Below are 14,461 nucleotides of genomic sequence, written 5' to 3'. Positions count from 1 at the left end.
CTCAGAGGGGAATGGTTACTTGCACCTGTCCGCCCCCCGCTTCACCGTTTTTAATCGATAAATCGCCTTGATGAAGCTTGACAACACGAAGCGCAAAGGTAAGTCCCATACCGTAATGCCCATTCGATGTCCGGCTTTTATCTTCCATATAGAAAAGCTCGGCAGCTTTCTGCAGGCCTTCTTGAGAAAATCCTTTTCCGCTGTCAGTGATTGTGAAAATCAATTGATCATCCGTACACACAGCTTCAAAATCGATTCTCCCGCCTTCTGGTGTGTGATCTGCAGCGTTCGTCATGATGTTCATCAACGCTCGATGAAGCAGCTGTTTGTCCAACAGTGCTTTTTTATCTCCAAGGTTCTGTTCCTTCAGCACAATGTCAACCGATTTGTTCCCTATGTATGCTTCAGTGTCATTGAGAACACTTTCGACTAACGGTTTCACAGCACTTTCTCTATAATCGATATTTAATGCTTCCTCCGTTTTTGACAAATGGATTAATTGGTCAATGTACTGATCGATTTTTTGCCCCGCATCAAGTATGTATCTGATATATTCCGACTGCTCTTGATTTTGCGGTGATAAGCTCAGCAATTCCGCATTACCTTTAATAATGGTCATTGGAATTTTAATGTCATGAGCCAATGCGCCGATCTGTTCTTTTTTCGTTTTCTCTAAGTGCCACTGCGCGCGGAGGGAGGCTTGAAGGGCATTCCTCATGTCTATCAGGGAACTGATCACATGATCAAATTCCTTAATATTCGAAAACTCCGGAGTGAAATTTAAATTTTGTTTTTTAATTTGCTCAGCGATGGTGTTTAATGTTTGAAAATGATCTTTTAACCTGTTTGCAAATCGGGTTGTTACCGCAAAAACGACCGTAATTAGAAGCAGAATGATGATGCATAAGCTTGTCAGCTCATAGTTCGGGAGAAACCGTCTCAGCAGGGGAGACCGAAACTCAGCGCGCAAAGGATACTCCAACACACAATACTCGTCTTTGCGTTCGATGATCATATAGCCTTTTTGACTTAAGGTGACATACGGCCTGCTCTCAATTTTTTTCCGTACAATGGAAAGATTCGTTTCTTTCATGTTTCCCGCTGTCTTTTGTTTCGACTTTTTATCCAATATGGCATACAGCATCGTATCAGGTATCATGTCTTCCGTTATCCGTTCAGCCGATTGAAGCTTGGGCTTAAGCTTTTCAGCTTCGATTTCATTGTAATTGGCAGGATAAAACAGCCCTGCATTCATTCCGATCATATTGATCAAAACATATACAGCCGTGATCGCGATCAGGCTGAAACTCAAAGTGAGCATATATTTGATCAGTTCTCTGCGCAGCGTCTTTTTTTTACGGATTATTCCCATCTGTACCCTACGCCCCATACCGTTTTGATCGGATCTCTTTCGTGTTCTTTGCATTTTTTTCGGATCGTGCGGATAAATTCGGTTATCGTGGAGTATAATGCATTGCCTTCCAGCCCGTATACATAATCATAAATTTCTTCTCGTGTAAAAGTTCGTCCTTTATGCTGAGCCAACAGCTCACATATTTTAAATTCATTTTTTGTTAAATTCAGCTTTTGATCATGAATAAATACTTCTTTGCTGTCAAAGTGAAATAAAAAACCGGAAATCACACGTTTAGTTTCGTGTTTCTCTCTTTTTTCCCTTCTCAAGTGTGCATTTACTCTCGCACTGAGCTCAAGAACGCCGAAGGGTTTTGAAATATAGTCGTCTCCCCCAGTCAGGAGGCCCTTAACGATGGCCTCTTCCTCCGTCTTAGCGGTGAGAAACAGGATCGGACAATCTACCAGCGGCCGGATTTTCTCGCATAATTCAAATCCGTCCATCCCCGGCATCATCACATCAAGCAAAATTAAATCATACCCTGAAAACACGTCGAGAGATTCGGCGTTAACTTGACTCAATGTATGAACTTGATGCTGATCGCGGCGCAAAATATTTTGTATGAGTACAAGAATATCTTTCTCATCATCTACTGCCAAAATGTTCGCCACTTGCTGACCACCCTTTTTCATTATTCATAAGCTTTTCTTCCTTCCCAGCGGATAAACCAAAAGATGCTTAGAGCGAATACAGCTATTATAGCAAACACCATGATGAAAGCCCCCTGCTTGATTTCCCCGTCTAGAACAGAACGCAGAGACGGATCAATTTGGACAAATCGGTCAATCCCCTTATACCCTGTCAGCCTGATTCCCCATGCCCAGGGATTATATTTCCAAATGACATCGCCCAATCCCGTATTCATCAGTGCTGTCATCAAAAGACCTGCCCCGCCTATTAAAATCGAAGCCCCCATTCCAAATATGCAGCTGATCAGAAAATAAATGAAATAAAGTGTGACACTTCCGGCTGCCAGCCATGCCCCAGCCTCTAAAAAAAGGGCGATTGTCAGGTTCGGCACATGAAATAGAACTTTGAGCCCCAATACATAGAGTCCAATAGCCAAGAATACCGCACACAAGTTCATGAACAGAAGCAGTGTGACTTTGCTTAAATAAGCCGTTAATTTGGGCGCCGTGCCGCCCAACAGCACTTGAAAACGGCCTGCCCGCTCCTCTAATGAAGCCGTCATTCCGCACACTATTCCAATCAGAAGCGGCAGGGCAATCGCAATTGCCTCAAAATACGTGCGGTATAATTGATATGGATCATGATCTCTGTTATAGAAATAAAGCAGAAAAACACTCGCACAGATAACCGGAACGGTCAAGTGAAGCCAAATAAAAGATGTGCGCTTTGTTTTTTGAAAATCAGCCGCAAGGCATCTGAAAAATAGCAACAAATCAAACCGCCTCCCGTTTTATCGATTTGCGATCAACGGCAGGGGAAAATGACCGCCTGGTCAGACGCGCCAAAATAGCAAATAAAACAACAGATAGAACAACAGCCGGAGGAACGACTGCCCAGCTTGTTAAAGGATCGCCATTTTCAAGAGGCACACCGTTTGGATGGATGCCAATTGTCGGACACATGACCCTGATCGGCCAGCTCCACGGATTCAGCCACCAAAAAGGACTTGATGCCGACATGATGCCCAACACGATACTGCCCAGCATATTGAACAAAACGGCAGATATAAACCCAAATTTTCGCGCTATCCATAAACAGATGGGGATCTCCCACAGTGTCGTAAGCCAAAGCAGCAGATTCGCGGAAATGACTGTCAAATGAATGCTCGAAAATTGAGGAATGACAAACTGCATCACAACCATGAACCCTAAAAAAACAGCTTGAGACGCTAAAGAATAGAGCGCAATGACGCTTATTTTTGCAGACCAGATCATATGTAAATGTACGGGAGAAGAAAAAATGCCGTTATAATTCGACGCTTTCATTTCTTTCTGGTGTGATAATGCACAAAGCAAGGCGATCATGACCGGCATCAAGATGACAGACCACCAATTATACGTACCTGCTACAAAGAATCCCGGATTCATTAAAAAGGCGAAGCAAATATTAATCAAAGGCACAATGAAGATCATCTTTCTCGAAAATGTTCTTTTAAACTTCAGGTTTTCCGCTTTTGCATAATATCCGATCATTGTTCTCCGCCTTCTTTCCCCCGCGTTGATTTGACAACATCCATAAAAAGCCGCTCGAGATCGTCCCCCTTATTGATTTTCCCCTGATATCCGAGGTATCCTCCGCTGATAATCCCGATATGGTCTGCGATCTGCTCGACTTCCGACAAAATGTGGCTTGATAAGATGACCGTCATCCCTTGCTTTGGAAATGACCTGATCAGTTCCCTTAACTCTTGTATACCGATCGGGTCGAGACCGTTCGTAGGCTCATCAAGTATGAGTAATTTAGGGCGATTTAAAAGAGCGATGGCGATTCCCAGCCTCTGTCTCATCCCCATAGAAAACTGCCCCGCTTTTTTCTTTCCGGCATGATGCATATCAACAGTTTTAAGCACCTCTGTTATTCTCGCATCAGGAAGACCCAATAATGTGGCATGCACCTTGGCATTCTCGTAGGCTGTTAAATTATCATACAGAGGCGGGGATTCTATTAAAGAACCGATGTCTTTTAATACAGACCTTTTCCATTTCCGCCCCTCAACCAAAATGTCCCCGGCAGTCGGGTTTAAGATTCCGGTTAAAAGTTTTAAAGTCGTTGATTTTCCTGCTCCATTCGGTCCAAGCAGACCGTAAATACTGTTCTTTTTAACTGACAATGAGACGTCTGAGACCGCTTGCGACCTTCCAAACTTTTTTTGAAGATGCCTTGTTTCCAATAGAATTGTACTCATCTTAATCTCTCCTTGTTTGATCTGATCGGTACCGATATCTTAAAATACCTTTCTCAAGATTTAATCAGAATCAAACGCAAAAAACCTTCCGGTTCCCCGAAAGGTTTAGCGGCCTTTACCTTAAGAAGGCATAAGCTCAAGATGATGATCCAGTTCGTCCTGCAGGACGGCTTCAATATCTTTAAAACGATTCGATACGGTCGAAGCGCTGACACCGTATTTTTTTGCAAGCTTCGCCTGGGATAACGATTTTTCCGATTTGGAGATCGTATTGATAAAATACTCCAAAGCAGCTGCAAAGGCTTCTGTTTTCTTGATGACCGGCGCTTTTTTAACACAATACGATTTCCAAAGGCCGACCGCCCAGGAGACAAATGATTCAGAATGTCCTTCGTCAAGCATACCTTTCTCAAAGACAAGCGCTGTTTCTTTCTCCATCTCATTGGCCCATTCGATGTCTTCCGACCCTTGTTCAGACGGTGCACTCTCTTCCTGACGGCAAAGCTGCATTAACACATGATGAAAATCATCTCTCATCAGCTGTTCTTTTGTTCCGCCTTCTTCTGTGAAACGGCTTAAAGCATCGTTTAACCTGTCTTTGAGAGCATCCGCCATTTTTGCAGGATAGATGGTGAATTGTAAGAAGAACTCGGTATGGCTTCCGATCTTGATCGGAAAGCCGAGCACGTACTCGCCTACAAAAGGCCCTTCCCGCTTCACATTCATCCTTATAGTGAGCTCTTCATTTGTTACAGCATCCTCAAAGCGAATGCCGCCATCTGTTATATGTTTCACACGCAGCAGCGCAGGGGAGAGGTCTTTCCACGATTGAACGGCTTCCTTAGTCTGCGATCTGAGAATCGAAGAACCCTTTTTCTGTAAAAAGTCTTCGAAAATCGTCAATCCTCCGTCTGCCAACGGCCGGGAAAATACTCCCCACACGCCCAGATTAAAAACACATATCTTTTGTGCAGACTGATCCAAGTCTGACAGAAAAGAATACTGATTAAGAAATTGATCGATTGTGTCTTTATGTTCCGTAAAAGCGAATTCCATGACGTCTTTCTGGATTTGTTTCAATTCCTGCACCGCGACAGCCGGAAACGCTCCCTCTGCTTTGCCGCAGCATTTTTTATATTTCAGCCCGCTGCCGCAGGGGCAAGGCATATTTCTCTTTACTTTTCCCACGTTTAAACCTCCGTATCTTATACTACAACTTATTTATTTTATCAAAACTTTCAGGAGGGGGAAATCCGATAATGAAAATCAGTATGATTTAGCTGAAAAGTAAAATTTTATAAAAGAGGACAAATAGAAAAAAAGACTATAAAATGGTTAGTTCTGTGTTTTTATCATCCATTTATGACAGAGGGTGTTATACATTTTGCAATACGCTGGTTTTTGGGTTAGAGCGGGTGCATTGTTGATCGATTGCGTATTGGCGGTCGGATTACACTTTTCATCCGCATTGATTTGGAGACGGATCTCCTGAGGTCGGTGCAACAGCACTGCTGGTATTCGTTTTTGTATCCGCTTTTGATGCCGCTGACAAAGCTCCGATGCACATTGGAAAAGCACTTTTTAGACTGATGATACAGGCCGACGGATGAAGCTATGGCAGGCTTTCGTGCGCTACTTCGTCTCATGGGTCATGAAAACAGGCGACACTGAGTAAACGATCTTTATGTATTTAAGTGCATACAGAAAAAGGGATATGAATCCCTTTTTCTATTTCCGGTATTCCAGCAGACTGATGGTCAGGAGCACAAGGAAGCACCCCAGCCACTGAATGGATGTTAAACGTTCGTTTAAAAACAAAACACCTCCGAAGATGGTAAGAACGGGGCCGATCATAGAAATGACGGCTCCCCGCTCCGCTCCTATCCGCTTCATGCCTTCCAGCATGAATAAAAAAGGAATGACCGTCGTCACCGCCGCAATGATCATAAAAAAACCATACATTGCGGGAGGATAAGAAAGCAGGATTCCCGGCTGTTTTCCTGTTGCGCGAAACAGCGCATAACCGGCCATCGCAAGACTTGCCGCCGACATTCCATAGGCATTCATCCGAATCCCGCCGATTTGACGGACAAGACCTCCCGCCACAACAAGATAAACCGCATAGGCGACAGCGGACAATAAGATCAAAAAAGCTCCTGACAGGTTCGCTTCAAATGCTTGCACATCCCATCCGCCGACAGCCAAGAACAGCCCGGCATTCACAAGCAAGATGGCAGCAAACGTTTGACCCGGGATCATTTTTTTATTTACAAAGGCAGTGATGATCAATACGAACATGGGATAGCTCATCACAATCATCCGTTCAACGATTGCCGAAACATCATGAAGGCCGATAAAATCAAGCAATGGCGACAGAAAAAAACAAAGCAATCCGGCCGCATAAGCTTTAAAAATCTCCGCTTTTTCTGGTTTAGCCGGAAGCTTTGAACGATACACAACAAAAATCAGCCAAAACAGCGGCGCCGCAAATAATTGCCGGTACAACAGCACCGCTTCCGGCTGTGCACCTTGTTCATAAGCCCATTTGACAAAAATGGATTTTGAAGCAAAACACATCGTCCCAAAGACCATAAAAACGACCCCGGCCGCTTTTCGAACGCCGCTTTGAATATGGCCGCTCTGCTCAGCTGTACTCTTCTCTTCTCGACTCAACTTTCAACACCCGTCCTTTTTATTCGTGGATATGTTTTTTTATAAAATGGAGCAATGTGCTTCCCTGGGCCGTCAAAATCACACCTTTTCCCGAACATTTTGGACAAGGCTCCGGCTCTTCTCTTCCGCTTCCATTGCAATTTGGACATGTCATTTCCAAATCGTCCGTTGCAATCACCATTTACCATCACACCTCCGTTTCCGTTTAATATGATGCGGCCACTCCGGCCAGCCTTCCTCCATGGCCACCACCTCCTTAAAAATACAAAAAACCCCCGTCACAAAAGGACGAGGGTCTCGCGGTACCACCTTTATTAATCGCATCAACGATTCGCTTGGAACATACGGAAAGGGAACAGTCAGCCCTTTCGATACGCTTCTCTTGATAACGGAGAGAACTATCCCGGCTCCGCCTACTGTCCGTTTCAGCGAAGCGATTCAGAAGCCCATTCGGCGTCAGAAGGGCATCGGTTCACACCAGCCACCGACTCTCTTAAACCCATGCTCTGACACGTACTTGCTCTTCCTCAATATCGTTTAACCGTACATGATTTGTAAAAAATATATTACTCTGAAAATTAGCAGGTGTCAATCAGCATTAAATTCTTGTTTTTTTACGAACCTTTAATATACACACGATCAACAGACACAAAACAAGGAGATTGAATGCTGCTATCCAATAAAAATATCCAGGGATGCCTATGACGAGAAGCGGTAGTCCCAAGCTGAGAAATACACTGGCAAATGCAGCATACAGCACTTTTAGTAAGCCATTATATTTTTCTGCTTCAGATTCGCGGTCTGTATAAATCGCATTTGTTTGAACTTGACTGGGATCAGCCGCAAAGTAATGCCAATTTAAAAACTGTGTCACATGCTTCCAGCCTGCATCCTCGTATATATGAATATATTCTTCCTGATCCAGGTTTGATGTTGTCTTATAGTCGAGCCGATATACTGTATTGCTTGGTTTTGTCTTTTCAAATATATAGATAAATAAAAAGAAGGACTTTAACATCCACCCCTGTTTTGCCATTTCATTCAGCCAGTTCTCTTCCTTCCGGTCTTGCCAAGCAAGAAAAAAACGGAATTTACGCTTTCTTTTTTTACTCATGACTTGTATCTCCCTCTTTTTGAAAAATAGATTGACTGATCGCCACCAATTTGGATAGGCGTTTAAATTCGAGTTCAATCACCTGCCATCCTTCATTCGTTAAAATATACTGCTTTCGTCGATTATCGCCGGATTCGCCTTCCTTTCTAATCAGCCCCTGCTTTTCGAGTTTGCTTAATGCACCATAAAGAGTGCCAGGCCCTAGTTTGACCTCACCCTCACTCATGCTCTCAACCCTTTGCATAATGCCGTAGCCATGTAATGGTTGAGTTAATGACAATAATATGTAATACGTAGCCTGCGTAAGCGGTAAATAGCTTTCCGCCGTTTTTTTCTTCACTTTTCGCACCTCATTTTAAGTATGGCGTTTTTCATTTATATATCTCATGAGCAGTACAACACCTATTAGATTGAAAATGATGCTGCCGCCAAGAGCTAGTCCCCACCATACACCGTTTATTCCTGATAAAATCGCTAAATTTAATAAAAAAATTCCGCTCAAAACAAATAACATCCCGGTAAAGTGTGTATTCAAATCATTCGCCTCCTTATTTTACATCGCCTTACGATATATCGACTGACGATATAATAACATATTAGAAGATTCGACACAAATCAAACACAGCATTTACCCTGCAAATCAAATAAGTGAGCACAGGCTATTGCCCAAAAGGAATAGCTCACATTAAAATTAAAAAAACCGCCTAAAAGGTCATTTCACGACCTTATCAGGCGGTTTCCAGCGATTATTCCTTATTCCTGTCAGCAAACACCGTCATGGCGTCGCACATGAACTTTGCCAAGCCGGCGCCGTATTGATCAATGTTTTTCGTAAAGCGCTCGTCAGCGACATACATTTGTCCCAGACCTTTGAAAGCTTCGAGCGAATAGCTGTGGCCGGTGTTATTGTTCAGAAAGTCGTACCATTCCTTTATAGCCGCCTGTGCTTCCTCTGAGTCTGAGGCGCCTTTTCTGAGGGCGGCGATTTTTCTGTAAATGGCATCATATTGCTGTTCCATCTTTTTCCGTTCACCTTCGGGCATGGATTCGATATAGGCCTTCGATCTGTCGACGGCTTCATCGCCCCAGCGTTCCCGCGCTTCTTCCTCATACGGGTTTTGACTGAAATCAAATCCCGCGAATTTTTCCTCGTTTGTCATGTTGATTTCTCCTTTCGCGAATTGGATCGTTTTATCGATTGTCGCAATCATTTGGTCAAGCCGGCTTCTTTTCTCCAGCAGCGCTTTGCGATGGAGCTGAAGCGCCTCATTCCTGTCAAATGAAGGGTTCTCAAGAATGCTTTTAATCTTTTTTAAAGGGAAGTCAAGCTCTCTGAAAAACAGGATTTGCTGCAGCTTTTCCAGATCGTCATCTGAATACAGCCGATACCCGGCTTCGGTCGTCTCCGACGGAGCTAATAATCCGATTTCATCATAATGATGCAGTGTGCGCACACTGATGCCGACTAAGTCGGCCACTTCCTTTACTTTCATTTTCATTTATCTGACCTCCCTTCAATATCGACTATAAAGTATCCCGCAACGTGAGGGTCAATGCGAAATTTGAAATTTTTTTTATACAAACAAAAAACCCGGCAAAATTGCTTCGCCAGGTCTTTTAAGAATTGTTCAGCAAGACTTCTTTAAGAAACGGATCATCCAGCCACTCGTTCAGCTGGCCCGCGGAGAATCCTTTTGATACATTGAGATCGATGAGCGTTCCGCCGGCATATCCGAAAGAAGCCGATCTGTCCGCAATGGTGTCCGGCCCTTTCGCCAGAACATTCTTCAGCTTCTTCAGCATGTTTTGAAAGCTCTTCTCCAAGTCGCTTTTCGGGTCTTTGGCAGAGTCAATCACTCTGATGAGCCTCTCATTTCCGCCTTCAAGCTCTCCTTTTTCATCCAAACTGACATCAGCCAAAGACAGACCGGCAATCGTTTTCAAAAACTCATTCACATGCCATTTTTCATAAGCTTCTTTATCCAGCGGCGTTCCATTTTGTTCACCGATCAATTCCGCATGGCTCAACAGACGGGCGCCAAACCGTTTATCACTGTTATTTAAAACGGCTTCGATCCGGGTTCTTTTTTGTTCATCTTCGATGCCTTCAACTATAATCCGGTTATTTCCGTCTACATGCAATGTCAGATGTTCACTCTCGGAAAGAGAAATTCCGCTCTCGCGCAGCGTCTCATCGATCTGGCTGTTCAAACGCTGCCTGTCCACATAAAGATTATAGATCTCAAATTGAACGCCGTTCATTTGTGATCGTAATGACGGTGCATTTTTTTGAGCCGCTTCAGCCTGTTTGCTGATGGAGAGGGTGTCTGTTTGGCTGCCGACCATTCTCTTGGAACCTGTAGTCTTAGCCGGCATCTCCGCGGCGGCAGGCTTCATCAGCTGCTCGGAATAAAGCGAAAGTTTTACCCTGTCTCTAATATTCATGGGAGCTCCTTTCATGCCAATTACATTCGATTACTTTTTATATCGGACGGAATTTGGATCTGTTTACCAGCCGTATGTTGAATCATATTGATAATTGATCTTCAGCTGCGGCGATCTCCATGTTGAACTGCTCCAAGCGAGCGAATAGTATCTCACATTCCATGTCGTTTTGACCGGAAGCGCAAGTTCAGGCTTTAGATCCGGAAACAGTGTGCCGCCGGAAACCGATGTGTGCCAAACGCCTTCTTCCTTGTTCAGAACTTCCCTGTAGGTGTGTCCGAGGCTCGGAGAAATGGTTCCCTCGGCGGAAACGCTTTTCACAGTCGCTCCTTCGGGAATGGCCGAGACATTGGCAAGATTGACGGCGGCAACCGGAGAAACGACTCCCTGTCCCGGGCTTGAGATGGATGATGGAGACAAATTCGCCGTATAAGCACCGCTCTTCATTCTGTCGATAAATTCAAGTCTGTAAAATCCCCAACCGTCATATGAACCGTCTTTAGACATGACGACCGCAATGTACCGGCCTGTCTCCGGAACATCCAAGCGGATGATTTCATTTTGGTTTCCCGTTCTTTCAGAAGATCCTACTGCAGGATAGCCGTAAGAATCTTTAAATAAGTAAAGATCATAGTCTGTATTTGCTGGGATGTTCTTTAGGTGAATGGCAAGCTGTTCTCCCTTTGTCGCGTAAAATTTGTAATAATCTTTATCGCTTTCGCTGTGAATCGTCGCCGAAATCGTCTTGTATTTCCACAATCCTAAATCGTAAGCCTCAGCGAAAGAATTGTTGGGTTCATACTCATCTTCGTAAACATTTGCCGAAGCCGAAAATGCTGGAATCGCCATCAAAAACACACTGAACACGAAAAGAAACAAACTTTTTTTCATTTGTCCTTGCCTCCCGTTTATTCATCACCATAAAGGAACTCCCTTCCTTATATCGGTAATTGAATTGGAAGTTTAATGAATATTTTATAAAATAATAGAATTTTTCCAAGTTTACTCATCCGACGGCTCTGCCACACTGCCCACAAAAAGGTTCATTCCGGATGTTTCATCAACAATCGCGAAATAAAACGGGTGGTCTGCAGTCATCGTCACTTCAGGGACGGGAGCTGATTCGATGATCTCAACCGCCGTTGCCGCGGATGCTTCGGTACCCGCTTCATCTACTTTGATAAATGTTTTATGTCTGACTTTATCAATTTGAGCGGCGCCTTCTCCGGCAAACATATTTGAAAAATCCGCGCTGCTAAACACGGTTTTCATTCCAAGCCGTTTAAGCGGTTCATTTAACATGTAGTCTGTTTGAAATGAGAAGCGCGGCAGCTTGAGCTCCACCTGTTTCATCGTCCAGCCCTTATGCAAGGCGCGCCATTGATCATACGTCATGCCAGCTAGAAGCTGTTCAAGATTTGCCGCTTTTTTCGGCAGAAAAACAGCTAATGACAGACCTTTGTCTTGAAAGGGAAGCTTGACGGCTTGAAAATGTTCATTTTCCAGATAAGGAAAGCGGTTAGTCTGCGTCATCATTGGGTGTTTTTTTGCGGAGCCGTCCGCAGAATAAAATGGCTGTTCCGCTGTCATGTGAGGATCAAATGGATGCTTCCAGCTTTCTCTAAAATAGACGGCATTAATGATGTAGGCAATCGTATTCGACGAGACCTTGTCAACGATCTGATCAATGCGGTCTTTCGTTTTCTTTTTGACCCAGCCGTTGATTTCTTCTGCTGCCCGATTTGGATCATCATGAAGCTGATAGGCGTCGCCAAGGCCTTTGATCGCGTCTTGAAAGCTTTCTTTCAGCTCCCTTTTGGACCATATCGAATTGGCCGATGAAAATTCGCCGTGAGGCAGCGTTTCTAGCGAACGATTCACAGATTGTGACATCCTGTTGATCGATGTCATATCCGTCTGGTTGAGGTTTAAAGTGCCGAGTAGTTCCTTTCTGCTGTCTCCCGCGGCACCGTTTGCCGTCATCACAAGTGCCTGGTGAATACTGTAAGGCGAGAGGAAGATGTTTTTCCGGCTTCCTTCCTCTTTTATCATGTCTTGAAACAATGCGAGCGCAAACCGCTGTTCAGCTTCAGATAACGAGGCGTCCGTTTTTTGCGCGGATCTGACGGGCGGGGGATCGGCCTCCTTGTGCACTCCGCATCCGGCCAACAATAAAAGACCGGTCCATATCACCATCGCACTCCATTTCGATTTCAATTGTCAACACCTCCTACTGTTGTAGTGGGTTTAGCATTGGAAAACGTTACAAAAAACGGCAGCAAAAAAAGCTTATCCAATGCTGGATAAGCTTTCTGTTACTGCGCTCACTGTCCTTTAACAGCCAGTTCGCGCAAATCTTTTTTGACGATTTTGCCGAGCCTGTTTTTCGGAAGGCTGTCGGTAAAAACGATTTCAGGAATTTTATAGTCGGACAGGCGCTCTTTGCAATACGCGATAATGTCCTCCTTCTTAAGGCCGGAGCTTTCGTTTTTCACCACATACGCCCTCGGAACTTCCCCGTACATTTCATCCGGGACGCCGATGACGGCCGATTCGACGACTCCGGGCACTTGATCGATGATCTCCTCCACCTGGTCAGGATAAATGTTGTCGCCTCCGTAGACAATGACGTCTTTATACCGGCCGGTAATATATAAAAATCCGTCTTCATCAAGTTTGCCGGAGTCCCCCATATAAAACCAGCCGTCTTTCAGCACCTTTTGCGTGGCGGAAGGATTTTGGTAATACCCTTCAAAAACATACGGGCTTTTGACGACGACTTCTCCGACTTCGCCCCTTGGCAGCTCTTCATGTGTATCAGGGTCTTCGATTTTTATGCTGACTTGCGGAATCGGCTTGCCGGCTGAATTGACTTTATCCCAGCCCATGTCAGGCCGCCATACGCTAACCGTCCATGCTTCTGTGCTGCCATACCCCTGCACCATCAGGATTCCCATGTCATTGTACTCCTTAATCAGCCGCGCCGGCACCTTGGTGCCGCCGGAGACAAGCATTTTCACAGACGACAGGTCGAATGGATGTCTTTTCATTTCCTCCAGCATGTAAGTGTAGACGGAAGGAAACGCCATCATCATATGAATGTGTTTCTTCTCGATCTCCTGCAGGATTTCAAACGGTTCGGGGTCCCATAAGAAATGAAGCCCAATTCCTTCAAAAGCCGCCTGAAAAACATGGTTGAGCGAGCTCATATGATAAAGCGGATGGCTCGCTAAAAAGCGCATGCCTTTCAGCTGTTTCGATTTCACGTTCACCTCTGTCAAGTATGCGGCCAGACTGCCGTGGTTGACCATACAGCCTTTCGGATTTCCGGTCGTGCCCGAGGTGAACAGCATTAAAGCCAAATCATGCTCGTTCACCTGGTCGGCCTCCACCTCCAGCGGCCTGTTTTTAAATAGGCTCTCAAACTGTTCAGTCGTGTTCATTCCCGCACCCGCTTCAATCATCAGGCAGAACTGAAGCTGTTCGCGGAGCGGCGTTAGTATATCGGCAAATTCCAAGTCATAAAACATCACCTTCGGCCGGCAGTTGTTCAAGATTCCTTTTAATTCATACGATGTCAGCTGCCAGCTTAACGGCACGACTGTCGCCCCGATTTTAAGAGACGCCAGCAAAATGACGGGAAAATGATGATTATTTTTACATAAAACCGCGATGTGGTCTCCTTTTTGAACACCCTCCTCCAGCAGATAATGAGCCAGCTGGTTCACCCGTTGATGATACGCTTTGAACGTAAACGTTCGATCTCCTCCGGACAATGCTTCCAACCCATCTGACGTTTCCATATGATGATTGATTAATTGCTGAAGTGTACTCAAAATTTTCATCTCCAAATTTTCATTGTTTCTCACAAAACCTGGTGAGATTATGCGACGCACAAATTCATTCTAAAACAAAATATATCCATTGTAAAACTATTTCA

At 44.6% G+C, this 14,461-nt stretch carries 16 protein-coding genes and 1 other annotated feature; all 16 genes read right to left on the bottom strand.

The genetic code is table 11. From position 1 onward, the window contains the following. Position 1: 1 nt before the first annotated feature. Positions 2–1,372: a sensor histidine kinase gene (locus tag CP943_RS01975; RefSeq protein ID WP_105980682.1), complete on the bottom strand. Its 1,371-nt coding sequence runs from the start codon at positions 1,370–1,372 to the stop codon at positions 2–4. Then, positions 1,363–2,025, bottom strand: a complete 663-nt coding sequence (locus CP943_RS01970; protein ID WP_020450027.1) for a response regulator transcription factor — start codon at positions 2,023–2,025, stop codon at positions 1,363–1,365. The genes CP943_RS01975 and CP943_RS01970 overlap by 10 nt, the downstream gene beginning before the upstream one ends. A gap of 20 nt (positions 2,026–2,045) precedes the next feature. Further along, a complete protein-coding gene (locus CP943_RS01965; protein WP_105980681.1) occupies positions 2,046–2,816 on the bottom strand; it encodes a lantibiotic immunity ABC transporter MutG family permease subunit in 771 nt (256 codons plus the stop codon). A gap of 1 nt (position 2,817) precedes the next feature. Beyond that, positions 2,818–3,576 carry a lantibiotic immunity ABC transporter MutE/EpiE family permease subunit gene (locus CP943_RS01960; protein ID WP_020450025.1) on the bottom strand — a complete coding sequence of 253 codons (759 nt, stop codon included), beginning with the start codon at positions 3,574–3,576 and terminating at the stop codon, positions 2,818–2,820. Continuing rightward, a complete protein-coding gene (locus tag CP943_RS01955; protein WP_020450024.1) occupies positions 3,573–4,289 on the bottom strand; it encodes a lantibiotic protection ABC transporter ATP-binding protein in 717 nt (238 codons plus the stop codon). The genes CP943_RS01960 and CP943_RS01955 overlap by 4 nt, the downstream gene beginning before the upstream one ends. Before the next feature lie 120 nt (positions 4,290–4,409). After that, positions 4,410–5,477 carry a YecA family protein gene (locus CP943_RS01950; protein ID WP_023857777.1) on the bottom strand — a complete coding sequence of 356 codons (1,068 nt, stop codon included), beginning with the start codon at positions 5,475–5,477 and terminating at the stop codon, positions 4,410–4,412. Positions 5,478–6,017: 540 nt separating this feature from the next. Further along, positions 6,018–6,962 carry a DMT family transporter gene (locus CP943_RS01940; RefSeq protein WP_043054033.1) on the bottom strand — a complete coding sequence of 315 codons (945 nt, stop codon included), beginning with the start codon at positions 6,960–6,962 and terminating at the stop codon, positions 6,018–6,020. 19 nt (positions 6,963–6,981) lie between these two features. Beyond that, on the bottom strand, positions 6,982–7,143 hold the full coding sequence (locus CP943_RS01935; protein ID WP_023857774.1) for a tryptophan RNA-binding attenuator protein inhibitory protein: 162 nt from the start codon (positions 7,141–7,143) through the stop codon (positions 6,982–6,984). 100 nt (positions 7,144–7,243) lie between these two features. Continuing rightward, positions 7,244–7,502, bottom strand: a binding site (T-box leader). Between the two features lie 58 nt (positions 7,503–7,560). Further along, positions 7,561–8,076, bottom strand: a complete 516-nt coding sequence (locus CP943_RS01930) for a DUF2812 domain-containing protein (protein WP_105980680.1) — start codon at positions 8,074–8,076, stop codon at positions 7,561–7,563. After that, positions 8,069–8,416 (bottom strand): PadR family transcriptional regulator, encoded by a 348-nt coding sequence (locus CP943_RS01925; protein ID WP_020450018.1) that lies wholly within the window; start codon positions 8,414–8,416, stop codon positions 8,069–8,071. Before CP943_RS01925 ends, CP943_RS01930 begins: the two co-directional genes overlap by 8 nt. A 15-nt stretch (positions 8,417–8,431) precedes the next feature. Next, complete coding sequence (locus tag CP943_RS01920) at positions 8,432–8,611, bottom strand: hypothetical protein (RefSeq protein ID WP_023857771.1); 180 nt, start codon at positions 8,609–8,611, stop codon at positions 8,432–8,434. A 211-nt stretch (positions 8,612–8,822) separates the two neighbouring features. Further along, positions 8,823–9,575, bottom strand: coding sequence for a MerR family transcriptional regulator (locus tag CP943_RS01915; RefSeq protein WP_020450017.1), 753 nt, complete (start codon positions 9,573–9,575; stop codon positions 8,823–8,825). A 118-nt stretch (positions 9,576–9,693) separates the two neighbouring features. Continuing rightward, positions 9,694–10,521: a DUF4885 family protein gene (locus CP943_RS01910; protein ID WP_039073150.1), complete on the bottom strand. Its 828-nt coding sequence runs from the start codon at positions 10,519–10,521 to the stop codon at positions 9,694–9,696. Positions 10,522–10,584: 63 nt separating this feature from the next. Further along, the gene (locus CP943_RS01905) at positions 10,585–11,412 is read right to left on the bottom strand and encodes a PPC domain-containing protein (protein WP_105980679.1); all 828 of its coding nucleotides are present in this window, start codon (positions 11,410–11,412) and stop codon (positions 10,585–10,587) included. A 111-nt stretch (positions 11,413–11,523) separates the two neighbouring features. Continuing rightward, positions 11,524–12,738, bottom strand: a complete 1,215-nt coding sequence (locus CP943_RS01900) for a serpin family protein (RefSeq protein WP_105980678.1) — start codon at positions 12,736–12,738, stop codon at positions 11,524–11,526. 107 nt (positions 12,739–12,845) lie between these two features. Continuing rightward, on the bottom strand, positions 12,846–14,357 hold the full coding sequence (locus CP943_RS01895; RefSeq protein WP_234026554.1) for a class I adenylate-forming enzyme family protein: 1,512 nt from the start codon (positions 14,355–14,357) through the stop codon (positions 12,846–12,848). Positions 14,358–14,461: the final 104 nt, after the last annotated feature.

This window comes from Bacillus paralicheniformis (genome assembly GCF_002993925.1).
GTDB classification, from domain to species: Bacteria; Bacillota; Bacilli; order Bacillales; family Bacillaceae; genus Bacillus; species Bacillus paralicheniformis.
The sequence above is the reverse complement of the archived record's forward strand: the minus strand, read 5'-3'. Positions and strand labels throughout refer to the sequence as shown.

Coding starts and splice junctions, on each gene's coding strand:
- CP943_RS01905 (WP_105980679.1), bottom strand. CDS start 11,412: ATGAAAAAAAGTTTGTTTCTTTTCGTGTTCAGTGTGTTTTTGATGGCG.
- CP943_RS01910 (WP_039073150.1), bottom strand. CDS start 10,521: ATGAATATTAGAGACAGGGTAAAACTTTCGCTTTATTCCGAGCAGCTG.
- CP943_RS01935 (WP_023857774.1), bottom strand. CDS start 7,143: ATGGTGATTGCAACGGACGATTTGGAAATGACATGTCCAAATTGCAAT.
- CP943_RS01955 (WP_020450024.1), bottom strand. CDS start 4,289: ATGAGTACAATTCTATTGGAAACAAGGCATCTTCAAAAAAAGTTTGGA.
- CP943_RS01975 (WP_105980682.1), bottom strand. CDS start 1,372: ATGGGAATAATCCGTAAAAAAAAGACGCTGCGCAGAGAACTGATCAAA.
- CP943_RS01930 (WP_105980680.1), bottom strand. CDS start 8,076: ATGAGTAAAAAAAGAAAGCGTAAATTCCGTTTTTTTCTTGCTTGGCAA.
- CP943_RS01960 (WP_020450025.1), bottom strand. CDS start 3,576: ATGATCGGATATTATGCAAAAGCGGAAAACCTGAAGTTTAAAAGAACA.
- CP943_RS01915 (WP_020450017.1), bottom strand. CDS start 9,575: ATGAAAATGAAAGTAAAGGAAGTGGCCGACTTAGTCGGCATCAGTGTG.